The sequence below is a fragment of the Xanthomonas sontii genome, assembly GCF_040529055.1.
In the GTDB taxonomy this organism is placed as follows: domain Bacteria; phylum Pseudomonadota; class Gammaproteobacteria; order Xanthomonadales; family Xanthomonadaceae; genus Xanthomonas_A; species Xanthomonas_A sontii.
In genome coordinates this window covers 4463277-4485381 of record NZ_CP132342.1, presented here as the reverse complement: position 1 = coordinate 4485381, position 22105 = coordinate 4463277, and the positions used below count along the sequence as shown (strand labels likewise).

Sequence of the window (22105 nt, the reverse complement as noted above, 5' to 3'; positions counted from 1 at the left end):
GCGCCCGGCGGCGGGTCAACCGCGGCGGCGACGGGGCGTTGTCAGCAGGGAAGGCGCCGCGGTGCCGGCCCGCGATGCGGGCCGCTTGCGGCGCCGGACGCCTGCCGTCCTCGGCAGGTTCCTCATCATCCTCAGGGAGTGACCCATGAAGTCTCGCAACCCGCTGCTCGCCCTGGCCGTGCTGGCCGTGCTGGCCGGTACCGCCTACGCCGTTCCCCCGCCGCCGGCCGATCCCGCCGCGCCCGCCGATGCCGGCGGCATCGCCGCGCTCGACAAGAACGGCGACGGCGTCATCGACCGCAGCGAGGCCGCCGCCGATCCGCGCCTGGCCCAGCATTTCGACGCCATGGACAAGAACCACGACGGCAAGCTCAGCCGCGACGAGTGGCCGCGCCACGGCCGTCACGGCGGCCCGGGCGACCACGGCGTGCCCGGCGCGATGATGGCCAAGCTGGACACCAACAAGGACGGCCGCATCAGCCGCGCCGAAGCGCAGGCCGATCCCAAGCTCGCCGCGCGCTTCGACAAGATGGACGTGAACAAGGACGGCTACATCGACCGTGCCGACTTCGAACTGCGCGCCAAGCAACATCGCGATGCCTGGTTCACCGCGGCCGACACCAACAAGGACGGCATGCTCAGCCGCGCCGAGTTCGATGCGGCGCAGGCCAAGCGCTGGGCGCATCGCCCGGGCGGGCAGCGCGGTGGCGACGCACCGCCGCCGCCGATGCCGGCGCCGGACAGCAACTGAGCCATCCGCCGCGGCGGTGGCCGCGGCGTCACTGCACCAAGGCGCCGATCGACAGCGCCCCTGCGCCCCGCGCGCAGGGGCGTTCTTGTTTTTCCATCGGCCGAAACCTGCCGTCGCGTGCAGTGCAGTGCGGCGCAGGTGCAGCGCGGGACGTGCGTGGTCGCGCGGGGCGCGTCGGCAGCGTCGCGGCCGGTTGCGGTGGCGGTCTCCGCTACGGCGGACACCGCGCGCAGGATGCGATCGCCGTGCCGATCGGATTGCCGTCGCAGCGCCTGGTGTCGCGCCGTCGCGCAAGGACGATCATCGGCAGGGCGTCATCGCCAGAGGCGACGTCCACCGCATGCGTGGACCTGCGTTCGGCGCGGCTCAGTTGCCGCGCGGCGCCGGCTGCACGCGCACGCGCACTTCGTCGCTGCCGGTGTCCTGCGCCGGGGGCGTGGCCGGTTGCGTCGCGGGTGCCTGTGCCGGTGCGTTGATCGGCGCGCGGTTGTCGCGATGGCGCAGCACGGTGATCAGCGCCACCGCACCGATCGCCAGCAGCAGGGCGATGCGGATGCGCCAGGCCCAGCGCTTGCCGCCGTCCGCTTCCACCTGCGAGCGGAACTCGTTCAAGTAGGGCGCACGGCCCTGTTCCGGATCGCGGCGGGTGCTGTCGAGCAGGCCGGCGTCGCGCAGCAGTTCGCGTGCACGCGGCTGGTCGTCGGCGTGCACCACCCACACCGTGGGCTGCGCCTGCGCCGCGACCGGGTCGAGATAGCTGAACTGGCCGCTGCGCCGGGTCCGGTAGGAGCGGCCGTTGCTCAGGCGCACGTCGATGCCGGCGTCGCGCAGCAGGGCGGCGACGCCTTCGGCGGTTTCCACGCGTTGGCTGCTGAAGATCTGACGCATGTTCGTGTCCTCAGCGTTTTGCCGGCACCTGCGCCGCGGCGTCGGCGTCGGGGACCACGCGGATCAGGCCTTCCTGTGCGGTGCTGGCCACCAGGGTGCCGTCGCGGGTGAAGAACTGCCCGCGCGCCAGGCCGCGCGCGCCCTGCGCGCTGGGGCTGTCCAGCGAGTACAGCAGCCAGTCGTCGGCGCGGAACGGACGATGGAACCACAGCGCATGGTCGAGCGAGGCCATCTGCACGTTCGGCGTGTAATAGCTGATGCCGTGCGGGAAGGTGGCGGTGCCGAGCAGGTGGAAGTCGGAGGCGTAGGCGAGCAGCGCCTGGTGCAGTTCCGGCGCATCGCCGACCGGCTCGCTCAGGCGCAGCCACATCTGCTGGAACGGCGGACGCTTGGGCGGATTCAGTTCGTCGCGCGGATACACGTGGCGGAACTCGAACGGGCCGCCGCGCGAGAGCCAGCGCTGCACCTTGGTCGGCAGCGTCGCCAGCACGTCCGGGCGCGCCGCCGGAGTCGGCTCGATGTCTTCCGGTTGCGGCACTTCCGGCATCTTCAGCTGGTGGGTGGCGCCGTCCTCCTGTTCCTGGAACGAGGCCGCGCAGAAGAAGATCACCTTGCCGTGCTGGATCGCGGTGACCCGGCGCACCGAGAAGCTGCCGCCGTCGCGGGTGCGGTCCACGTCGTAGACGATGGGATGCTCGATGTCGCCGGCGCGCAGGAAGTAGGCGTGCAGCGAATGCACGCGGCGCGCGTTCTCCACCGTGGCCTGCGCCGCCGACAGCGCCTGGCCCAGCACCTGGCCGCCGAACACGTACTTGGTGCCGATGTCGCGGCTCTGGCCGCGGAACAGGTTGTCCTCCAGCCGCTCCAGCGACAGCAGCTCGATCAGTTCGGAGACGACGGGGGCGGGCTTGGCGGACAAGAGACGGGGCCTGGCGACGGACGTGCGCCGATTATAGCGGGCCGTCCGCGCCCGCCCGCGTGCCCGCTCCGCTCAGCCCTTGCCCAGCCGCGCCACCAGCGCGCGCAGTGCGGCCTGGGTGTCCGGCGCCTGCCAGTCGTCGATCAGCCGCTCCAGCCCGATGTGCTCGTCGGCCAGCGCCGCGCGCAGGTCGGCGCGGGCGATGGCACGGGTCTGCAGCATCGGCTGCCGCGGGCGCTTGAGCAGGTCCAGCAGCCAGGCCAGCGCGCGCGCCACCACCAGGTCGGCGTCGACCAGTTCGTCGACCAGGCCGATCTCCAGCGCGCGCTCGGCGCTGACCAGGTCGCCGCCGACCAGCAGGCGCTCGGCGCGGTGCGCGCCGACCACCCGCCGCAGCAGGCGCTGGATGCCTTCCGGGGCGACCAGGCCGACCTGGGTCTCGTTGAGGCCGATGTGCAGCGGATGCGCCGCATCGGGGCTGCGCGCCATCACCCGGTAGTCGCAGCACAGCGCCAGCACGCAACCGCCGGCCGGGGCGTGGCCGGTCAGCGCTGCGACCACCGGGATCGGGCTGGCGGCCAAGGCGCGCGCCGCGCCGAAGAACTGCTGCCAACTGCCCAGCAGCTTGGCGCGGTCGTCGCCATGGCTCAGCAGGTGCGGCACGTCCATGCCGGCGGAGAACAGGCGTTCGTTGCCCGACAGCACGATGCCGTGCGCGCCCTCGGCGCCGGCCTGCTCGATCGCCTGGATCAGGTGCCGGCACAGATCGGTGTCCAGCGCATTGACCGGCGGCCGCGCCAGGCGCAGTTCGCGGAGGGGGCCATGGTTGATCACGTCGATGAGCGTCGTCATGCTGCGGTCTGCTTTCGAAGAAGGAACCTCGGCGATGATAACCAAACCATTCGCTGGCGTATTGTTCGTGCTGTGTGCGGTTGCCGCCACTGCGTCGGCCGCGGAACCGGCGTGCGTCACTCTGGAGCAGGGCTGGGCGCGCTTGCCGCCGAATCCGGCGATGCCGATGACCGCCGGCTACGGCGTGCTCCACAACGGCTGTGGCAAGCCGGTCACGGTCACCGGGGCCAGCAGCCCCGCTTTCGGCGATGTGTCGTTGCATGAAACCACGCTGGTGGCCGGAGTCAGCCGGATGCGCGCGGTCGAGCGCGTGCCGCTGGCGCCTGGCGCCAGCGTGGAACTCAAGCCCGGCGGCATGCACCTGATGCTGATGCAGGGCAAGGGTGCGCTGACCGAAGGCCAGGTCGTGCCGCTGCAGTTGCAACTGGAAGGCGGCGGCAAGGCTGATGCGACGCTGACCGTGCGCAAGCAGGCGATGTAGGGGAGCCTCCTCGGGAAAAGGCGCCTCCCCTTGTCGTAGGAGCGGTTCTCGTCCCCTTTTGTGGGATCAGCCGCGACGGGCGAAGCCCAGCGTCGGCTGAGACCACCCGTCGTCGGGACTGAAGTCCCTCCCACAAGGAGCGCACGCCGCTCCTGCGTGGGCAGCGCCGCTGCGCTGCGGACTATGCGCCGGGCCACGCCCGGCGCAAGCGCAGGCCTCAGCTCGTCGCCTTGCGTACGGCGTCCGGCAGCGGCGCGCTCTTGCCGGTCTGGGTGTCCATCCACACCACCACCACGTGGCCGTCGGAGTACAGCCGGCTTTCGTCCTGCTGGTCGACGATGCGGTGGCCGATGGTCACGCTGCTGGTGCCCAGGCGCTCGACGAACAGTTCGACCAGGATGTCGTTGGGCCACACGATCGGTGCGCGATAGTTGACGTTGGTCGCCGCCACCACCGGGGCGATGCGATCGCTCATCGAGACGCCTTCCACGCCCAGCATCCAGCGCACGCGCGCCTCTTCCAGGTAGGAGATGTACTTGGCGTTGTTGACGTGGCCCATGCTGTCCATGTCGCGCCAGCGCACGCTGATCGGGATGCGCGCCAGGATCTTGTGTTCGCTGCTCATCAAACGTCCTTCTTCTTCTTGGTGCCGGTGCTGGTGGTGCTCTTGCTGACCTTGCCGCTCTTGGCGGCCACCGCCTGCTTCTTCGCAGGCTTTTCCGGCTTGACCTTGCGCGGCGGGCGCGCGTCGGGCTTGTTGGCCATCGCCGCCGGCTGCTCCGGGCGCGCGCTGGTGGAGGGCAGCATCCGCGCCAGGAACTGGCCGGTGTACGACTGCGGGCAGGCCGCCACGTCTTCCGGCGTGCCGGTGACCAGGATGGTGCCGCCGCGGTGGCCGCCTTCCGGGCCGAGGTCGACGATCCAGTCCGCGGTCTTGATCACGTCCAGGTTGTGTTCGATCACCACCACGGTGTTGCCCTCGTCGCGCAGCTTGTGCAGCACGCCCAGCAGCGCCTCGATGTCGTGGAAGTGCAGGCCGGTGGTCGGCTCGTCGAGGATGTACAGGGTGCGGCCGGTATCGCGCCGCGACAGTTCCTTGGACAGCTTCACGCGCTGCGCCTCGCCGCCGGACAGGGTGGTCGCGCTCTGCCCGAGCTTGATGTAGCTCAGGCCCACGTCGACCAGGGTCTCCAGCTTGCGCGCGATCGACGGCACCGGCTCGAACAGCTTCAGCGCATCCTCGACGGTCATCTCCAGCACGTCGTTGATGTTGAAGCCCTTGTACAGGATCTCCAGCGTCTCGCGGTTGTAGCGCTTGCCGTGGCAGACGTCGCAGGGCACGTACACGTCCGGCAGGAAGTGCATCTCCACCTTGATCAGGCCGTCGCCCTGGCAGGCCTCGCAGCGGCCGCCGCGCACGTTGAAGCTGAAGCGGCCCGGCGAGTAGCCGCGCGAGCGCGCTTCCGGCACCTGCGCGAACAGTTCGCGCAGCGGCGTGAACAGGCCGGTGTAGGTGGCCGGATTGGAGCGCGGGGTGCGCCCGATCGGCGACTGGTCGATGTCCACGACCTTGTCGAACAGGTCCAGGTGCTCGATCTCGCGGTACGGCGCCACGCTGTGCGAGGCGCCGTTGATCTCGTTCGCCGCCAGGGTGAACAGGGTGTCGTTGATCAGCGTCGACTTGCCCGAACCGGACACGCCGGTGATGCAGGTCAGCAGGCCGGCCGGGATGTCCAGGTCGACGTTCTTGAGGTTGTTGCCGGTGGCCCCGCGCAGGTGCAGGGTCATCTTCGGGTTGGCCTTGTGGCGCTTGGCCGGGATCTCGATGCGGCGCTTGCCGGACAGGTATTGCCCGGTCAGCGAGCGCGGCGCCTTCAGCAGGTCCTGCACGCTGCCCTGGCCGACCACCTCGCCGCCGTGCACGCCGGCGCCGGGGCCGATGTCCAGCACGTAGTCGGCCAGGCGGATCGCGTCCTCGTCGTGCTCGACCACGATCACCGTGTTGCCGAGGTCGCGCAGGCGGGTGAGGGTGCCGAGCAGGCGTTCGTTGTCGCGCTGGTGCAGGCCGATCGACGGCTCGTCGAGCACGTACATCACCCCGACCAGGCCGGCGCCGATCTGGCTGGCCAGGCGGATGCGCTGCGCCTCGCCGCCGGACAGGGTGTCGGCCTTGCGCTCGAGGGTCAGGTAATCCAGGCCGACGTCGACCAGGAAGCCCAGCCGTTCGGCGATCTCCTTGACGATCTTGCTGGCGATCTCGCCGCGCCAGCCGGGCAGGTCGAGCTGGCGGAAGAAGCTCAGTGCATCGTCGATCGGCAGCACCACCAGGTCCGGCAGCGGGCGGTCGGCGACGAACACGTTGCGCGCGGCCTTGTTCAGGCGCGCGCCCTTGCAGTCCGGGCACGGCCGTTCGCTGATGTACTTGGCCAGTTCCTCGCGCACCGCCGGCGATTCGGTCTCGCGGTAGCGGCGCTCCAGGTTGGGGATGATGCCTTCGAAGCGATGCTTGCGCTGGGTGCGGCCGCCGGCATCGGTGAAGTAGGTGAAGGTGATGGTCTCGTCGCCGCTGCCGTACAGCACCGCCTGGCGCACGCTCGCCGGCAGCGACTGCCAGGGCGCGTCGACGTCGAACTTGTAGTGCTTGGCCAGCGAGGCGATCAGCTGGAAGTAGTACGCATTGCGCCGGTCCCAGCCGCGTACCGCGCCGGCCGACAGCGACAGCTCCGGATGCACCACCACCCGCTCGGGATCGAAGAACTCGGCCACGCCCAGGCCGTCGCAGCTCGGGCAGGCGCCCATCGGCGCGTTGAACGAGAACAGGCGCGGTTCCAGTTCCGGCAGCGAGTAGTCGCAGACCGGGCAGCTGTACTTGGAGGAGAACAGGTGCGGCGCGGCCGCGGTGTCGTCCAGCGACTGCACCGACACCATGCCGTCGGCCAGCTTCAGCGCGGTCTCGAAGCTCTCGGCCAGGCGCTGCTTGATGTCCTCGCGCGGGCGGAAGCGGTCGATCACCGCCTCGATGGTGTGCTTCTGGCGCAGCGCCAGCGCCGGCACCGCGTCGATCTCGTACAGCTCGCCGTCCACGCGCACGCGCACGAAGCCCTGCGCGCGCAGTTGTTCGAACACCTGCGCATGCTCGCCCTTGCGCTCGCGGATCACCGGCGCCAGCAGCATGTAGCGCTGCTCCGGGTCCAGGGTCAGCACCTGGTCGACCATCTGGCTGACCGTCTGCGCCTCCAGCGGATAGCCGTGGTCGGGGCAGCGCGGCTGGCCGACGCGCGCGTACAGCAGGCGCAGGTAGTCGTAGATCTCGGTGATGGTGCCGACGGTGGAGCGCGGGTTGTGCGAGGTCGACTTCTGCTCGATCGCGATCGCCGGCGACAGGCCTTCGATGTGATCGATGTCGGGCTTCTCCATCACGCTGAGGAACTGCCGCGCGTACGCCGACAGCGACTCCACGTAGCGGCGCTGGCCCTCGGCGTAGATGGTGTCGAACGCCAGCGAGGACTTGCCGGACCCGGACAGGCCGGTGATCACGATCAGCTTGTCGCGCGGCAGGTCGAGGTCGAGGTTCTTGAGGTTGTGCGTCCGCGCGCCGCGGATGCGGATGTAATCCATCGCCATGAAGAGATTCCGGAATGTGCCGGCCGTGGCGGTGCCGCTGGCCAGTGTGGGGGCGGAAAGGGGACGGCAATCGATCAGCGTACCCAGCTTGTCAGGTGGGGGCAATTGCCGCAGATCCCAGCGCCGCCGGGCGCCGGCGGCTGGCTGGTTCAGGTAGCCGCGCCGGCCCGCGGGGCTTGACAGTCCGGGCCTGGGTGGGCTTGACCCTGCCGCGCGCGGCGGCTTACAATCCCGCTCCTGTCTGCCCGAAACGGCACGGCAGGAACGACCACAATAACTACAGAGGAAGTCTGGTCATGTACGCAGTACTGGTCACCGGCGGTAAGCAATACCGCGTCGCGCAGGGCGAAACGCTCCGCGTGGAAAAGCTCGAAGTCGAAGCCGGCAACGAGATCACGTTCGACAACATCCTGATGCTGGGCGACAGCGACGGCATCAAGATCGGCGACGCGCTGAAGGGCGCCGCCGTCACCGCCAAGGTCGTGGCCCACGGCCGCGCCGACAAGGTGCGCATCATCAAGTTCCGCCGCCGCAAGCACCACATGAAGCGTCAGGGTCATCGGCAGCACTACACCGAAATCGAGATCACCGGCATCGCCGGTGGCGACAAGAAGTAAGGAGCAGCAGTCATGGCACACAAAAAAGGCGTAGGTTCCTCGCGCAACGGCCGCGACTCCAACCCGAAGTACCTGGGCGTGAAGATGTTCGGCGGCCAGGCCATCGAAGCCGGCAACATCATCGTGCGTCAGCGCGGCACCCAGTTCCACCCGGGCGCCGGCGTCGGCCTGGGCCGCGACCACACCCTGTTCGCGCTGGTCGACGGCAAGGTCGAGTTCTCGGTGAAGGGCGCCAAGAAGCGCCGCACCGTGAGCGTGGTCACCGAGGCGTAAGTCGCCGGTGTCCAGGGCCTGCGCCGTGGCGCAGGCTTGCTGACGAAAGCCCCGCTTCGGCGGGGTTTTTGTTTTGCGGCTGGGAATGGGGAGTGGGGAATCGGGAATGGCAAAGGCGCCTCCCGTGAACTCGCCCTGTCCTGGTTGCGTCAGGCAATGCAGTGATGGAGTTTGCCGATCTGTGGCTGCGACATAGAATCGTCGCCGCGGTGGCGGCTCGCTTTTTCCATTCCCGATTCACCATTCCCCATTCCCGGTTGTTATCCATGAAACTCGTAGACGAAGCGGAAATCCAGGTCACGGCCGGCAATGGCGGCAATGGCTGCATCGGCTTTCGCCGCGAGAAGTTCATCCCGCTGGGTGGGCCTGATGGTGGCGATGGCGGCAACGGCGGCAGCGTGTGGCTGGTCGCCGACGAGAATCTCAACACCCTGGTCGACTTCCGCCACCAGCGCGCGTTCCGTGCGCAGCGCGGCGAGAATGGCATGGGCCGGCAGATGTACGGCAAGGCCGGCGAGGACCTGACCATCACCGTGCCGGTCGGCACCGTGGTGATCAACGTCGAGACCGACGAGGTCATCGGCGACCTGGTCGCGCATGGCGACCGCCTGCTGGTCGCGCAGGGCGGCAAGGGCGGCCTGGGCAACATGCATTTCAAGAGTTCGGTGACCCGCGCGCCGCGCAAGGCGACGCCGGGCGAGGAGGGCGAGGAGCGCACGCTCAAGCTGGAACTGAAGCTGCTGGCCGACGTCGGTCTGCTGGGCTTCCCCAATGCCGGCAAGAGCACCTTCATCCGTGCCGTGTCCGCGGCGACGCCGAAGGTCGCCGACTACCCGTTCACCACGCTGTATCCGAACCTGGGCGTGGTCAGCGTCGAGGCCTACCGCAGCTTCGTGATCGCCGACATTCCCGGGCTGATCGAGGGGGCCGCCGATGGCGCCGGCCTCGGTGCGCAGTTCCTGCGTCACCTGCAGCGCACCCGCCTGCTGCTGCACCTGGTGGATCTGGCGCCGATGGAGGGCGGCGTGGATGGCGTATCGCCGACCGAGCAGGTGCGCGCGATCGAGCGCGAGCTGCAGAAGCACGACCCGGAGCTGCTGGCCAAGCCGCGCTGGCTGGTGCTGAACAAGGCCGATCTGATGTTCGAGGACGAGGCGCGGGCGCTGGCCGACCAGGTCGTCGCCGAACTGGGCTGGACCCAGCCCTGGTACCTGGTGTCGGCGCTGGGTCGCGAAGGCACCTGGCCGATCATGAAGGACGTGATGGCGTTCTTCGACCGCCAGCGCGAGGAGGCGCTGGAGGCGGCCGCCAATGCCTCCTGAGCGTCGCGCCGTCCCGCGGCGCGCGGGGCAGGGTGACGCGCACACGAAAAACCCGGCCGAGGCCGGGCTTTTTCGTGGTGCTGCCGGAAGCGTGCGCGCTTCCGGCGTCGACGGCAGCCGATCAGGCGGCGGTCTTGATCGCCTTGATGCGGGCGCTCAGGCGGCTCTTGTGACGGGCAGCCTTGTTCTTGTGGATCAGGCCACGCGAGCTGAAACGGTCGAGGATCGGCTGGGCGATGGCGAAAGCGGCTTCGGCGCCGGCTGCGTCGTTGGCGTCCAGGGCCTTGATGACCTTCTTGACGGCGGTGCGCAGCATCGAACGCTGAGCCGTGTTGCGCGCGTTGCGCACGACGGTCTGCTTGGCGCGCTTCTTGGCGGACTTGATATTGGCCACGGTGGTGGTTTCCTGGAAAGCTGTGTGGTGGATAAAAACAAGCGGGAGAGTATGAAGCGTCCGAATATTCGCGTCAAGTCAATTGTCAAGAGGGCTGCCGCATGAGCCAGCCGCGCATGCTCCGCGGGCTGCTCTCGTTCAGCAGCATGACCATGGTCTCGCGCGTGCTGGGACTGGTGCGCGACCAGGCCATCACCATTTCCTTCGGCGCCAACGCCACCACCGACGCGTTCTGGGTGGCGTTCCGCATTCCCAACTTCCTGCGCCGGCTGTTCGCCGAGGGCTCGTTCGCCACCGCCTTCGTGCCGGTGTTCACCGAGGTGAAGGAAACCCGCCCGCACGCCGACCTGCGCGCGCTGATGTCGCGGGTGTCCGGCACCCTGGGCGGGGTGCTGCTGCTGGTCACCGCGCTGGGGCTGATCTTCACCCCGCAGGTGGCGATGCTGTTCAATCCTGGCGCTACCGACGACCCGGCCAAGTTCGGGTTGATCGTCGATCTGCTGCGGTTGACCTTCCCGTTCCTGCTGTTCGTGTCGCTGACCGCGCTGGCCGGTGGCGCGCTCAACAGCTTTCACCGCTTCGGCCTGCCGGCGCTGACCCCGGTGATCCTCAACCTGTGCATGATCGCCGGCGCACTGTGGCTGGCGCCGCGGCTGCAGGTGCCGATTCTGGCGATGGGCTGGGCGGTGCTGGTGGCCGGCGTGCTGCAGTTGCTGTTCCAGTTGCCGGCTTTGCGCGGCATCGACCTGCTGACCCTGCCGCGCTGGGGCTGGCGGCATCCGGACGTGCGCCGGGTGCTGTCCCTGATGGTGCCGACCCTGTTCGGCTCCTCGATCGCGCAGATCAACCTGCTGCTGGACACGGTGATCGCCTCGTTCCTGTACGCCGGCTCGCAGAGCTGGCTGTCGCAGGCCGACCGCTTCCTGGAGCTGCCGCTGGGCGTATTCGGGGTGGCCCTGGGCACGGTGATCCTGCCGGCGCTGTCGCGGCACCACGTCAAGACTGATCGCGCGGGCTTTTCCAGCGCGCTGGACTGGGGGCTGCGCACCACCTTGCTGATCGCGGTGCCGGCGATGCTGGGGCTGATGCTGCTGAGCCAGCCGCTGGTGGCGACCCTGTTCCAGTACGGCAAGTTCACCGCCTTCGACACGCGGATGGCGGCGATGTCGGTGTTCGGGCTGAGCTTCGGCCTGCCGGCGTTCGCCCTGCTCAAGGTGCTGCTGCCGGCGTTCTATTCGCGCCAGGACACGCGCACGCCGGTGCGCGCCGGCGTCGCCGCGCTGGTCGCCAACATGGCGCTGAACCTGCTGTTCCTGGCGATCCTGTACCAGTTGTGGGTGCCGGCGGAGCTGCGCGCGCAGGGCGTGCGCGCGGCGCTGGCGGCGGTGCCGGGCCTGCACCTGGCACTGGGCCTGGCCAGTGCGGTGGCCAGCTACCTCAACCTGTCGCTGCTGTGGCGCTGGCTGCGCCGCGACCAGGTCTACCAGCCCAAGCCGGGCTGGAGCGGCTACCTGCTGCGGCTGGGCGTGGCCTGTGCGGCGATGGCCGCGGTCCTAGCGCTGGGCCTGCACTGGCTGCCGGCGTTCACCACCATGGACAAGTGGCACCGGATCGGCAGCCTGTTGCTGCTGGTCGGCGGCGGCGGCGCGGTGTATCTGCTCGCCTTGCTGGCGCTGGGGTTCCGGCCGCGGGATCTGCGCGAGCATTGAAGCCGGGGTCCGGGGTCCGGGGTCCGGGGTCCGGGGTCCGGGGTCCGGGGTTCGGGGTTCGGGGTTCGGGGTTCGGGGTTCGGGCCCCGGGACCCGGGACCCGGGACCCGGGGCCCGGGAGTTTCCGCGAGTGCCAAGCGCTTGCGATTGCACTGTGGGAGGGGCTTCAGCCCCGACGGGCGTTCCGGGGAAAGCCCGTCGGGACTGAAGTCCCTCCCGCAGAAAGCGACTACTCTGTTTTTGATGATCGCTTTGCAGTGGGTTTGCTCCGCACGCCGATGCTGCCGTCCCGGGTCCCGGGTCCCGGGTCCCGGGTCCCGAGCTCCGAGCCCCGAGCCCCGAGCCCCGAGCCCCGAGCCCCGAGCCCCGAGCCCCGAGCCAAGCCCCCACCCGCTATACTCGACGGTTACGCATCATCGACCGGCGCTTCCAGCGCCGGCGCTTCGGACCGAGGAATGAGCAGGCTGTTTAGAGACGTCGAGGGCGGGACCCTGTTCCCGCAGGGAAGCGTGGTCTGCATCGGCGCCTTCGATGGCCTGCACCTGGGCCACCGCGCGCTGGTGCGGCAGGCGATCGCGCGCGCGCGCGAAGCGGGCGTGCCGGCGGTGGCGCTGAGCTTCGAGCCGCTGCCGCGCGAGTTCTTCGCCCCGGCCGCGCCGCCGCCGCGGTTGACCCTGGCCCGGGCCAAGGTGCAGGGCCTGCTCCAACTCGGCATCGACAGCGTCGGCCTGCTGCGCTTCGACCGGCGCATGGCCTCGATGAGCGCGGAGGACTTCGTGCAGCGCGTGCTGGTCGAGCGCCTGCGTGCGCGCGAGGTCTGGATCGGCCCGGCGTTCCGCTTCGGCCACAAGCGCGGCGGCGACATCGCGCTGCTGCGTGCGCTGGGCGCCCAGCATGGCTTCGCCGCCGACGAGATCGCGCCGGTGCACCTGCGCGAGGAGCGCATTTCCAGCACCCGCATCCGCGAGCTGCTGGTGGCCGGCGAGTTCGCCCATGCCGCCGAACTGCTCGGCCGCCCGTATGCGATCGGCGGCCGCGTGGTGCGCGGCAAGCAGCTCGGGCGCACGCTCGGCTATCCCACCGCCAACCTGCGGTTCGCCCGCACCCCGGCGCTGTCCGGCATCTACGCCACCTGGGTGCACGGGGTGGCGGCGCAGCCGTGGCCGTCGGTGTCCAGTTTCGGCACCCGCCCGACCGTGCAGGGCGTGGAGCCGCTGCTGGAAGCGCACCTGTTCGATTTCCAGGGCGACCTGTACGGTCGCCACATCGAGGTGGAGTTCGTCGCCAAGCTGCGCGACGAGGAAACCTTTGCCGATCTGCCGGCGCTGACCGCGCAGATGCACCGCGACGCCGCGCTGGCGCGGCAACTGCTCGCTGCGCCTGCTGGCGCGGGCCTGCCGCCCGTGCCCGCCGCCCCGCGCGCGGACCTCCCCCTGAAGACCACCGACCGGTAACTGCCCGTGACCCAGGACTACAAAGCCACCCTCCATCTGCCGGCGACCGAGTTCCCGATGCGCGGCGACCTGCCCAAGCGCGAGCCGGACATCCTGGCGCGCTGGGAGAGCGAGGGTCTGTACACGCGGCTGCGCGACAACGCCCAGGGCCGGCCGCTGTTCGTGCTGCACGACGGCCCGCCGTACGCCAATGGCGCGATCCACCTCGGGCATGCGGTCAACAAGATCCTCAAGGACATCATCGTCAAGTCCAAGTACCTGTCCGGCTACGACGCGCCGTACATCCCGGGCTGGGACTGCCACGGCCTGCCGATCGAGATCGCGATCGAGAAGAAGTTCGGCAAGGTCGGAGTGAAGCTGGATGCGGTGGAGTTCCGGCAGAAGTGCCGCGAATACGCCAACGCGCAGATCGACATCCAGCGCCGCGACTTCAAGCGCCTGGGCGTGATCGGCGACTGGGACAACCCGTACCGCACGCTGGACTTCCATTTCGAGGCCAACGAGATCCGTGCGCTGGCGCGGATCGTCGAGAACGGCCACCTGACCCGCGGCGTGAAGCCGGTGCACTGGTGCTTCGACTGCGGTTCGGCGCTGGCCGAGGCCGAGATCGAGTACGCCGACAAGCAGTCGCCGACGGTGGACGTGGCCTACACGGCCCGCGACGGCGCGGCGCTGGCCGCCGCGTTCGGCGCGACCCTGCCTGACGGCGCCGAAGTGGCGGTGCCGATCTGGACCACCACGCCGTGGACGCTGCCGGCCTCGCTGGCGGTGTCGCTGGGGCCGGAGCTGGTCTATGCGCTGGTCGAAGGCCCGGCCCGCGACGGCCGCCGTCGCTGGCTGGTGTTGGCCGACGCGCTGGCCGAGCGCGCGCTGCAGCGCTACGGGGTGGATGAGGTGGTAGTGCACGGCCGCGTCGCCGGCGCGGCGCTGGAACACCAGGTGCTGGCGCATCCCTTCTACGACGAGCGCGACGTGCCGGTGATCCTCGGCACCCACGTGTCCGACACCGACGGTACCGGCGCGGTGCACACCGCCCCCGGCCACGGCCAGGAGGACTACGTGGCGGTCAAGCCGTACGGGCTGCTGGAGCGCTACGGCGCGGCGCAGATCAACCCGGTGGATGCGCGCGGCGTGTACCTGCCGTCGACCCCCGCGGTCGATGGCATGGAGCTGGCCGGGCTGCACATCTGGAAGGCCAACGACGTCATCGCCGACCTGCTGGCCGCGCGTGGGCTGCTGCTGGCGCGTGCCAGCATGGTCCACAGCTATCCGCATTGCTGGCGGCACAAGACCCCGATCGCGTTCCGCGCCACGCCGCAGTGGTTCATCTCGATGGAGCAGGCCAACCTGCGCGCCGAGGCGCTGCAGGCCATCGAGGGCGTGCACTGGTACCCGGCCTGGGGCCAGGCGCGCATCGCCGGCATGGTCGCCGGGCGCCCGGACTGGACGATCTCGCGCCAGCGCACCTGGGGCGTGCCGATCGCGCTGTTCGTGCACCGCGAGACCGGCGAGCCGCATCCGCGCAGCACCGAGCTGATGCGCCAGGTCGCCGACCGCGTCGAGGAGGGCGGGGTGGACGTGTGGTACGCGCTGGACGCCGCCGAACTGCTCGGCGACGAAGCGGCCGACTACGAGAAGATCACCGACATCCTCGACGTCTGGTTCGATTCCGGCGTCACCCACGAGGCGGTGCTGACCGAACGCGGCCTGCCCAAGCCGGCCGACCTGTACCTGGAAGGCTCCGACCAGCACCGCGGCTGGTTCCAGTCCTCGCTGCTGACCGGCGTGGCGCTGGACCACGCCGCGCCGTACCGGCAGTGCCTGACCCACGGCTTCACCGTGGACGAGCACGGCCGCAAGATGTCCAAGTCGCTGGGCAACGGCATCGAGCCGCAGGACATCATGAAGACGCTGGGCGCGGACATCCTGCGCCTGTGGATCGCCTCGGCCGACTACAGCAACGAGATGTCGCTGTCGCAGGAAATCCTCAAGCGCAACGCCGACGCCTACCGGCGCCTGCGCAACACCGCGCGCTTCCTGCTCGGCAACCTGCACGGCTTCAACCCGGCCGTGCACCTGCGGCCGCTGCCGGAGCTGGTGGCGCTGGACCGCTGGATCGTGCACCGCGCCTACGAGGTGCAGGAGCAGATCAAGGCCGCCTACGCGCGCTACGACTTCGCCGCCATCGTGCAGGCGCTGCTGAACTTCTGCAGCGTGGACCTGGGGTCGCTGTACCTGGACGTGACCAAGGACCGGCTGTACACGATGGCCGAGGACTCGCTCGGCCGGCGCTCGGCGCAGACCGCGATGTTCCATGTGGCCGAGGCCTTCGTGCGCTGGATCGCGCCGATCCTGAGCTTCACCGCCGACGAGCTGTGGGGCTACCTGCCGGGCGCGCACCTGGGCAACGTGCTGTTCGCGACCTGGTACGAAGGCCTGGCACCGTTGCCGGACGACGCGGCGCTGAGCGCGGCCGACTTCGAGCAGTTGCTGGCGCTGCGCGAGCAGGTGGCCAAGGTGCTGGAGCCGATGCGCGGCAACGGCGTGATCGGTGCCGCCCTGGAGGCGGAGATCACCGTCGCCGCCGACGCCGCCACCGCGGCGAAGCTGCAGCCGCTGCAGGAAGAGCTGCGCTTCCTGTTCATCAGCGGCGACGTGGTGGTGCGCGAGGCCAGCACCGACGAGATCTTCGTCAGCGCCCAGGCCACCGAGAAGCCCAAGTGCGTGCGCTGCTGGCACTACCGCGCCGACGTCGGCGCCGACCCGGCGCACCCGGAACTGTGCGGCCGCTGCGTCAGCAACATCGAAGGACCGGGCGAGGAGCGCCGCTGGTTCTGAGTGCCGTCCCCGGCCACGCGGCTTGCGCGTCGCCGGGGCCGGCGGCGACGCCGTGGCTGCGGCGCCGGCCATCCTTCCCTTCCTTCTTCGCCCAAGGCGGACTTCCCGCATGACCGCACGACCCAACCCTTCCGCCCTGATCTGGCTGCTGCTGTCGGCCGCGGTGATCGGCCTGGACCAGTGGAGCAAGGCCTGGGTGCTGTCCAGCCTGCCCGAGTTCACCGCGGTGCCGGTGATCCCCGGTTTCTGGAACTGGTACCGCACCTACAACACCGGCGCGGCATTCAGTTTCCTGAGCCAGGCCGGCGGCTGGCAGCTCTGGTTCTTCACCGCGCTGGCGGTGGGCATCAGCGCCCTGCTGGCCTGGTGGCTGGCGCGCACCCCGCGCGGCGAGTGGCGCAGCGCGCTGCCGTACGCGCTGGTGATCGGCGGGGCGATCGGCAACGTGATCGACCGGCTGATGCACGGCCACGTGGTCGATTTCATCCAGTGGTACGTGGGCGAGCACTACTGGCCCTCGTTCAACATCGCCGACTCGGCGATCGTCGCCGGCGCCATCGGCATCGCCCTGTTCGGCGTGTTCGACGGCAAGGCGAAGCGAAAAGCGGGATAATCGGTGCCACTCTCCCTGTCGAAGCGCCTGGCCCCCTGCGGCCGGCGGATCTAGCCAATGGATGTCCTGCTCGCCAACCCCCGCGGCTTCTGCGCCGGCGTCGATCGCGCCATCGAGATCGTCAAGCGCGCCATCGAAACCCTGGGCGCGCCGATCTACGTGCGCCACGAGGTGGTGCACAACCGCTTCGTGGTCGACGACCTCAAGCAGCGCGGCGCGATCTTCGTCGAGGAACTGGACGAGGTGCCCGACGGCAACACGGTGATCTTCAGCGCCCACGGCGTGGCCCAGGCGGTGCGCCAGGAGGCCGAGCGGCGCGGGCTGAAGGTGTTCGACGCGACCTGCCCGCTGGTCACCAAGGTGCATTTCGAGGTGGCCCGGCACTGCCGCGCCGGCCGCGACGTGGTGCTGATCGGCCACGCCGGCCACCCGGAGGTGGAAGGCACGATGGGGCAGTGGGACCGCGAATGCGGCACCGGCCGCATCTACCTGGTCGAGGACATCGAGCAGGTCGCCACGCTGGACGTGCAGCAGCCGGAGAACCTGGCCTACACCACCCAGACCACGCTGTCGGTGGACGACACCCGCGGCATCATCGAGGCGCTGCGCGCGCGCTACCCGGCGATGCAGGGCCCGAAGAACGACGATATCTGCTACGCCACCCAGAACCGCCAGGACGCCGTGCGCGACCTGGCCAAGGAGTGCGACCTGGTGCTGGTGGTCGGTTCGCCGAACAGTTCCAATTCCAACCGGCTCAGCGAGCTGGCGCGGCGCGACGGGGTGGAGTCCTACCTGATCGACGGCGCCGACGAGATCGATCCCGCCTGGATCGCCGGCAAGCGCCGCATCGGTCTGACCGCCGGCGCCTCGGCGCCGCAGGTGCTGGTGGACGGCGTGATCGCGCGGCTGCGCGAACTCGGCGCCGATGGCGTGTCGGAACTGGCGGGCGAACCGGAGTCGATGGTGTTCGCCCTGCCGAAGGAATTGCGGTTGCGGCTGGTCGACTGACGGGGGCGTTCGGTCGCGTGTTCGTACGCTGGATGGGCGTATCTGTCGCGGCGCGCGTAGGAGCGGCTGTCAGCCGCGACGGGCGATCCCGGTAGAGCCTGTCGCGGCTGATCCTCGAAAAGGGGACAAGAGCCGCTCCTGCGAGATGACGTGATGGGGTGCTGTCGCGTGGCAAGCGCCACGGCTTACTGGCGCTGCATGCCGCGCGGCCGTCCCTGTGCATCGAACTCGATGCCCACGCTGACGCGATCGCCTTGCACGCCGTCCGGCATCCAGCGCAGGCGGCCGCGCCGGCCCACCAGCACGTACACGTGATCCACCTTCTTCGGCTCGGCCTGTAGCGCCTCGCCCTGTTCCTGCAAGGCCGTGGCCACCCGGTAGGCGCCCTCGAAATCGATGTCCTGCAGCGCGGCGGTGTCGGTGGCTGGCTTGAGGAACGGCCCGAACATGCGCGGATTCACTGGCGCATCCTTGTGCCAGGCCTCGTCGTGGAAGCTGTATTCGTCCACGTGGTCCGGCTGTGCGGGGTCCAGCAGTTCGAGTCCGATCCGGTTGTCGTAGAAATGCACGGCATGGAACACGCGCAGGTCGTGGCCCTGCAGGTCGGGCAGGTCCGCCAGCGCCTGCCGGGCCGCGCGCAGCCGCTGCGGGTCGAACAGCAGGTTGCCGCGTGGTGCCGGCGTCGGCGCCGGCTCGGTGTCGGCAGCACGGGCAGTCGGGGTCGGCACCGCCAGCGATTGCGGCTTGGAGGGGGACTGCAGGGCAGCCCCTGGGCCGGCCGCCTGCAGGGTGGCGCGGACGGTGTCCCAGGCGCCACCGGCGAAGGCGAGGCCGCCGAGCAGCACCACCACGCCGGCGAAGACCAGTGGGGTGGGCGGCGTCTTCATGGCAGCTCCAGGTCGGCGCGGGTGGGGTGTTGCGGGTCGTACAGCACCGACACCGTGTCGCGCGGCAACTGTCCGACGTCGAGCAGCGACACGAACCGCCGCATCGTCGCCTCGTGCGGGTTGCCTGACGCGTCCTCGAACGCCACGCGGAACTCCACCTGCGGCTGCTCGTTGAGGGTGGTGCCGGTCTGGCGCACGTCCAGCACCCGCGCCCGCGCGCGCAGGCCGCGGTACTTCAGGGTCTCGTCGGTGGCGTTGTGGCGGATCACGCGCAGGATCACGCGCAGCGCCAGCACGTAGCCGTTGAGCACCAGTGCGCTCATCAGCAGCGGGTGGTTGAAGGACAGGAAGGTCCAGCCCAGCCCGCGGTTCTGCAGGCGCCAGGCCAGCACGTAGGCCGCACCGACCAGGACCACCAGCAGCACGGCGCCGGCCGCGCGGCGCCACAGGCTGGCGCGGTCCAGGGCCGGCTCGGCGTCCTCCAATACCAGGTTCGGCGCGGCGCCCGGGGTGGTGCTCAGCCGCAGCGGCACGGTGCGCCCGCTCTCGAAGCGGCGTTGCGCCGGCTTGCGGTCCACGATCAGCAGGGTGTCGCGGATGGGCGTGCCGGACAGGTTGTCAAAGGCCAGGGTCAGCGACAGCTGCGGCCAGCCCTTGACCTCGACGCCGGTGGGGGCGGCGCGTTCGATCAGTGCCTCGCGGCGCACGCCATGGGCGAGGAGGTGGCGCACGCGGTGCAGGGCGCGCCCGGGCATGAGCAGCAAGGTGTCCAAGTAGGCGTAGAGCAGGTGCAGCCACAGGCCCAGCGACAGCGCCAGCAGGGTCAGCGCCCATGCGGGCGTGCTGGGCTGGGCCAGCACGCGTGGCCAGTCGCTGGCGAAATAGAGGATGCAGGGGAAGGGGATGGCGAAAAACAGCAGGAACGCGAGCCAGAACCAGGCGAACAACTTCACGATGAGCAGGGGGAGGGGGACGACGGGGGCGGGAGGGTAACCCATCGATTGCGGCGCTCGCGCGAAGGCCCGGGCAGCGATTGACCCCGGCCCGGGCCGACGCCTAGAATTGCCAGTTCCGCCGGAATAGCTCAGTCGGTAGAGCGGCGCATTCGTAATGCGTAGGTCGCAGGTTCGACTCCTGTTTCCGGCACCAGTTGCATGAAAAGCCCCGGCCTTGGCCGGGGCTTTTCTTTGTGTGGTGTTGGAACTCATTGACTGGAAAGGGATTTGCGCCGAACTAGGTGCTTGCCAGCTTCATTGCCGCTTGGCACGGATGGTTCGCGTTCTTGAGGTGCATCCGAGGAACTGCCAGCAATTCGGCTTCGGGGGAGCTTTATGGCGTGCATCACCAGCAGTACTATTTAATCGGCAGCGCTAGAGTTGATCCGCGATCAGAGGGCCAGGACGTATGCCTGCTAAAGCGATTTGGCGACCGGCAAAGGCCAAGGACTATCCCGCTCTTGGCGTATGCGTCTATTGTGGCGCGACAGAGCAGTTAGAGAACGAGCACATTTTGCCAGAGAGCCTCTCGGGCGACGCGCTGGTTCTACCGAAATCAAGTTGTAGGCAATGTGCTGTGATGACAAGTGCCTTTGAGGGACGTTACACAAAGCAGTGCATCCGCATCTTCCGCGAAGTTATTGGCGCTCCGACAAAGAGGCCAAGAGAGCGCAAGGACCACATAGGGCTTTGGCTCGCCGATAGGGAGGACGGAGAGATTCGTCCATTGGGGCGCAAGCAAGAATTTGACGTCGAAACTGCCCCGGCAGTCTACATCGCACTCACTATGCCACTTCCAACGATCATCAGTGGCGTGGAGGATACTCCGGCGCTTGAGTTTCAATTGTGGGCTTGGGGGAGTTTTGATCCAAGACTCTTCACTGAATTCCAAGGAGGGGGCAGTATTCATCTCGCTTCTATTCATCCTGAGTCGTTTTTGAGGATGCTTGCGAAGATTGCACACTGTTTTGCAATAGCCGAGCTTGGCGTCGGTTCGTTCGCGCCGCTCTTGCTTGACATCATCAAAGGTAAAGAGCTTTTGTCTAACCGGCTGATCGGTTGCTGGCACGAGGATGTACCGCCGAGCGATGCACTTCACGAGATTCGGGTCGATTGGGTGGATGGGGAGGCGGGGCGAATACTTGTTTGTTCACTTCGATTGTTCTGTGCGACAGGGTCGCCACGCTACTTGATAGTCGTGGGTAGTGAGATGATCAAGCATGATTGATATGTCCTGGGAGTAATCGATGTGTTGTACTTCGAGCCGTGGGTAGGGGAGGATTATCAGGCAGGCGGGAACCTGCGGTGTCGCTTGCTGCTTCTGGGCGAGTCTCACTATGGAGTCGCTGAGGACTATCTGCCTAGCTTCACCATTTCTTGCGTCAAAGAGTTAGGTGTCGAGCAGGGTGGGCACTTGTTCTTCAATCGAGTGCAGAAGACGATTCAGGGGCCAAGTGCGCCCACCTTCGATGTGGCTGCAAGGTCAGCGTTTTGGGAAGGCGTGGCGTTTGCGAATTTCATACAGGAGTTTCCTGGTTCAGCCCACAATGTTCGGCCAACTACGTCTCAATGGAAGGCTGGGCGATCTGCTTTGCCTCAGCTGCTGGGAATGCTCAAGCCCGACTACATGGTCGTGTTTGGTAAAGGCGTTGGCCATTGGCTTCCGGATGTTAATTGCGCTTGCACAGTCATTCGCCATCCATCTTCTCGCGGCTTTAGTCCGTCTACGTGGCATCCGGTTGTGCGAAAGGGCTTGGATACCTACATGGCAGGCAGATGAGATGCGTTGGATCTTACTCGGGGGATAAGTGTGTCTGTTGATAAAATCTTGTGGGAAAAGCTCGTTGAGCTTGCGAGATCCCGTTCCTTGGCAACCTATGGGGATGTTGCCCCGTTGGTCAGTTTGGACATGGGCAGAGAAGAAGATCGTGAGGAGATTGCACGAAGACTTGGCGACATTGTTATCTTCGAGCATGCGAATGGGCGTCCAATGTTGACCGCACTGGTGGTTCACAAGGGGGGCGACAACAACCCCGGTGAGGGATTTTTCTCAGCTGCTGAGGGAATTGGGGCCTTTAGCGGGTCCCGGCAGCAGATCAAAAGGCTTACCTTCTGGGTCAATCAAGTGACGCTGGTTCACAACTATTGGTCTGGAAGCGCTTAGTCCCTATTCAAAGTTGAGATTGGTTGCGGACGATCCCCATCTAATTGGCGCCTCGCAACCTGTCCTAAATTAGTCTCATCGCCACTTGGACCACGATCAATGTGGTCGCCGGTTATGCTAATCGAATCGTCGTGCGGCATAGCCCCACCCACGAGCGCCCTACGAACCAGGGCGATCAAGTTCGCGGACTGATTCTGTGTTCAGCGCGCTGAGCAAAGCTTGGATGGTGCTGATCGTGGGGAGGCGTCATAAATTAGAACTCAGTCCAACAGTTGACGATTGATCGTGTTCGGAACCAAGTCCGCCAAGATTTTGC

Annotated in this window: 20 protein-coding genes and 1 tRNA gene; 13 read left to right on the top strand and 8 right to left on the bottom strand. The window is 68.1% G+C overall.

Going from position 1 to position 22105, the window contains the following annotated elements:
* Positions 1-145 precede the first annotated feature (145 nt).
* Positions 146-751, top strand: coding sequence for an EF-hand domain-containing protein (locus RAB70_RS18840; RefSeq protein WP_148830488.1), 606 nt, complete (start codon positions 146-148; stop codon positions 749-751).
* 366 nt (positions 752-1117) lie between these two features.
* Here the strand turns inward: RAB70_RS18840 and RAB70_RS18835 are convergent, their stop codons facing one another.
* From RAB70_RS18835 to RAB70_RS18825, 3 genes are all read right to left on the bottom strand, one after another.
* Complete coding sequence (locus tag RAB70_RS18835; protein WP_148830490.1) at positions 1118-1639, bottom strand: putative signal transducing protein; 522 nt, start codon at positions 1637-1639, stop codon at positions 1118-1120.
* 10 nt (positions 1640-1649) lie between these two features.
* Positions 1650-2558, bottom strand: coding sequence for an acyl-CoA thioesterase II (gene tesB / locus RAB70_RS18830; protein WP_017908864.1), 909 nt, complete (start codon positions 2556-2558; stop codon positions 1650-1652).
* 72 nt (positions 2559-2630) lie between these two features.
* On the bottom strand, positions 2631-3410 hold the full coding sequence (locus RAB70_RS18825; protein WP_148830493.1) for an enoyl-CoA hydratase/isomerase family protein: 780 nt from the start codon (positions 3408-3410) through the stop codon (positions 2631-2633).
* 34 nt (positions 3411-3444) lie between these two features.
* On the opposite strand from RAB70_RS18825, the gene RAB70_RS18820 reads away from it, so the two are divergent.
* Positions 3445-3891 (top strand): copper chaperone PCu(A)C, encoded by a 447-nt coding sequence (locus RAB70_RS18820; RefSeq protein ID WP_148830496.1) that lies wholly within the window; start codon positions 3445-3447, stop codon positions 3889-3891.
* 217 nt (positions 3892-4108) lie between these two features.
* On the opposite strand, the gene RAB70_RS18815 is transcribed toward RAB70_RS18820, so the two are convergent.
* Positions 4109-4516, bottom strand: a complete 408-nt coding sequence (locus tag RAB70_RS18815) for a thioesterase family protein (RefSeq protein ID WP_017912417.1) — start codon at positions 4514-4516, stop codon at positions 4109-4111.
* Positions 4516-7515, bottom strand: coding sequence for an excinuclease ABC subunit UvrA (uvrA, locus tag RAB70_RS18810; RefSeq protein ID WP_148830495.1), 3000 nt, complete (start codon positions 7513-7515; stop codon positions 4516-4518). Before uvrA ends, RAB70_RS18815 begins: the two co-directional genes overlap by 1 nt.
* Positions 7516-7811: 296 nt before the next feature.
* Here uvrA and rplU point away from each other — a divergent pair, with 296 nt between their 5' ends.
* The 3 genes from rplU to cgtA all read left to right on the top strand — a co-directional run bounded on the left by rplU (position 7812) and on the right by cgtA (position 9727).
* Positions 7812-8132, top strand: coding sequence for a 50S ribosomal protein L21 (gene rplU / locus RAB70_RS18805; RefSeq protein ID WP_010341170.1), 321 nt, complete (start codon positions 7812-7814; stop codon positions 8130-8132).
* Positions 8133-8144: 12 nt separating this feature from the next.
* Entirely contained in the window at positions 8145-8405 is a 261-nt protein-coding gene (gene rpmA / locus RAB70_RS18800; RefSeq protein ID WP_010341169.1) for a 50S ribosomal protein L27, read from the top strand.
* 266 nt (positions 8406-8671) lie between these two features.
* Positions 8672-9727 (top strand): Obg family GTPase CgtA, encoded by a 1056-nt coding sequence (cgtA, locus tag RAB70_RS18795; RefSeq protein WP_148830069.1) that lies wholly within the window; start codon positions 8672-8674, stop codon positions 9725-9727.
* Between the two features lie 121 nt (positions 9728-9848).
* Here cgtA and rpsT read toward each other — a convergent pair whose 3' ends face one another.
* Positions 9849-10121 carry a 30S ribosomal protein S20 gene (rpsT, locus tag RAB70_RS18790; protein WP_010341167.1) on the bottom strand — a complete coding sequence of 91 codons (273 nt, stop codon included), beginning with the start codon at positions 10119-10121 and terminating at the stop codon, positions 9849-9851.
* Between the two features lie 116 nt (positions 10122-10237).
* On the opposite strand from rpsT, the gene murJ reads away from it, so the two are divergent.
* The 5 genes from murJ to ispH all read left to right on the top strand — a co-directional run bounded on the left by murJ (position 10238) and on the right by ispH (position 17743).
* Positions 10238-11830, top strand: coding sequence for a murein biosynthesis integral membrane protein MurJ (gene murJ / locus RAB70_RS18785; RefSeq protein ID WP_148830070.1), 1593 nt, complete (start codon positions 10238-10240; stop codon positions 11828-11830).
* Between the two features lie 455 nt (positions 11831-12285).
* A complete protein-coding gene (locus RAB70_RS18780; protein WP_265530680.1) occupies positions 12286-13284 on the top strand; it encodes a bifunctional riboflavin kinase/FAD synthetase in 999 nt (332 codons plus the stop codon).
* Between the two features lie 6 nt (positions 13285-13290).
* Positions 13291-16122: an isoleucine--tRNA ligase gene (gene ileS, locus RAB70_RS18775; protein WP_148830073.1), complete on the top strand. Its 2832-nt coding sequence runs from the start codon at positions 13291-13293 to the stop codon at positions 16120-16122.
* Between the two features lie 109 nt (positions 16123-16231).
* Positions 16232-16735: a signal peptidase II gene (gene lspA / locus RAB70_RS18770; RefSeq protein WP_017907394.1), complete on the top strand. Its 504-nt coding sequence runs from the start codon at positions 16232-16234 to the stop codon at positions 16733-16735.
* A gap of 57 nt (positions 16736-16792) precedes the next feature.
* Positions 16793-17743 carry a 4-hydroxy-3-methylbut-2-enyl diphosphate reductase gene (gene ispH, locus RAB70_RS18765; protein WP_017907393.1) on the top strand — a complete coding sequence of 317 codons (951 nt, stop codon included), beginning with the start codon at positions 16793-16795 and terminating at the stop codon, positions 17741-17743.
* Positions 17744-17928: 185 nt separating this feature from the next.
* Here the strand turns inward: ispH and RAB70_RS18760 are convergent, their stop codons facing one another.
* Complete coding sequence (locus RAB70_RS18760; protein ID WP_148830074.1) at positions 17929-18630, bottom strand: hypothetical protein; 702 nt, start codon at positions 18628-18630, stop codon at positions 17929-17931.
* On the bottom strand, positions 18627-19583 hold the full coding sequence (locus RAB70_RS18755; protein ID WP_148830075.1) for a hypothetical protein: 957 nt from the start codon (positions 19581-19583) through the stop codon (positions 18627-18629). Before RAB70_RS18755 ends, RAB70_RS18760 begins: the two co-directional genes overlap by 4 nt.
* 120 nt (positions 19584-19703) lie before the next feature.
* Between RAB70_RS18755 and RAB70_RS18750 the strand changes: the two genes are divergently transcribed.
* The 3 genes from RAB70_RS18750 to RAB70_RS18740 all read left to right on the top strand — a co-directional run bounded on the left by RAB70_RS18750 (position 19704) and on the right by RAB70_RS18740 (position 21789).
* Positions 19704-19779: transfer RNA gene (locus tag RAB70_RS18750), tRNA-Thr, on the top strand.
* 255 nt (positions 19780-20034) lie between these two features.
* Positions 20035-20853: an HNH endonuclease gene (locus tag RAB70_RS18745; protein WP_148829213.1), complete on the top strand. Its 819-nt coding sequence runs from the start codon at positions 20035-20037 to the stop codon at positions 20851-20853.
* 582 nt (positions 20854-21435) lie between these two features.
* Positions 21436-21789, top strand: coding sequence for a hypothetical protein (locus RAB70_RS18740; protein ID WP_148829214.1), 354 nt, complete (start codon positions 21436-21438; stop codon positions 21787-21789).
* Positions 21790-22105 lie beyond the last annotated feature (316 nt).

Bases quoted from the DNA above. Each gene is read 5' to 3' on its own strand.
- uvrA (WP_148830495.1), bottom strand. From the start codon at position 7,515: ATGGCGATGGATTACATCCGCATCCGCGGCGCGCGGACGCACAACCTC.
- RAB70_RS18825 (WP_148830493.1), bottom strand. From the start codon at position 3,410: ATGACGACGCTCATCGACGTGATCAACCATGGCCCCCTCCGCGAACTG.
- lspA (WP_017907394.1), top strand. From the start codon at position 16,232: ATGACCGCACGACCCAACCCTTCCGCCCTGATCTGGCTGCTGCTGTCG.
- RAB70_RS18835 (WP_148830490.1), bottom strand. From the start codon at position 1,639: ATGCGTCAGATCTTCAGCAGCCAACGCGTGGAAACCGCCGAAGGCGTC.
- RAB70_RS18780 (WP_265530680.1), top strand. From the start codon at position 12,286: ATGAGCAGGCTGTTTAGAGACGTCGAGGGCGGGACCCTGTTCCCGCAG.
- ispH (WP_017907393.1), top strand. From the start codon at position 16,793: ATGGATGTCCTGCTCGCCAACCCCCGCGGCTTCTGCGCCGGCGTCGAT.
- RAB70_RS18820 (WP_148830496.1), top strand. From the start codon at position 3,445: ATGATAACCAAACCATTCGCTGGCGTATTGTTCGTGCTGTGTGCGGTT.
- murJ (WP_148830070.1), top strand. From the start codon at position 10,238: ATGCTCCGCGGGCTGCTCTCGTTCAGCAGCATGACCATGGTCTCGCGC.
- RAB70_RS18815 (WP_017912417.1), bottom strand. From the start codon at position 4,516: ATGAGCAGCGAACACAAGATCCTGGCGCGCATCCCGATCAGCGTGCGC.
- RAB70_RS18840 (WP_148830488.1), top strand. From the start codon at position 146: ATGAAGTCTCGCAACCCGCTGCTCGCCCTGGCCGTGCTGGCCGTGCTG.
- RAB70_RS18760 (WP_148830074.1), bottom strand. From the start codon at position 18,630: ATGAAGACGCCGCCCACCCCACTGGTCTTCGCCGGCGTGGTGGTGCTG.
- RAB70_RS18745 (WP_148829213.1), top strand. From the start codon at position 20,035: ATGCCTGCTAAAGCGATTTGGCGACCGGCAAAGGCCAAGGACTATCCC.
- cgtA (WP_148830069.1), top strand. From the start codon at position 8,672: ATGAAACTCGTAGACGAAGCGGAAATCCAGGTCACGGCCGGCAATGGC.
- rplU (WP_010341170.1), top strand. From the start codon at position 7,812: ATGTACGCAGTACTGGTCACCGGCGGTAAGCAATACCGCGTCGCGCAG.
- rpmA (WP_010341169.1), top strand. From the start codon at position 8,145: ATGGCACACAAAAAAGGCGTAGGTTCCTCGCGCAACGGCCGCGACTCC.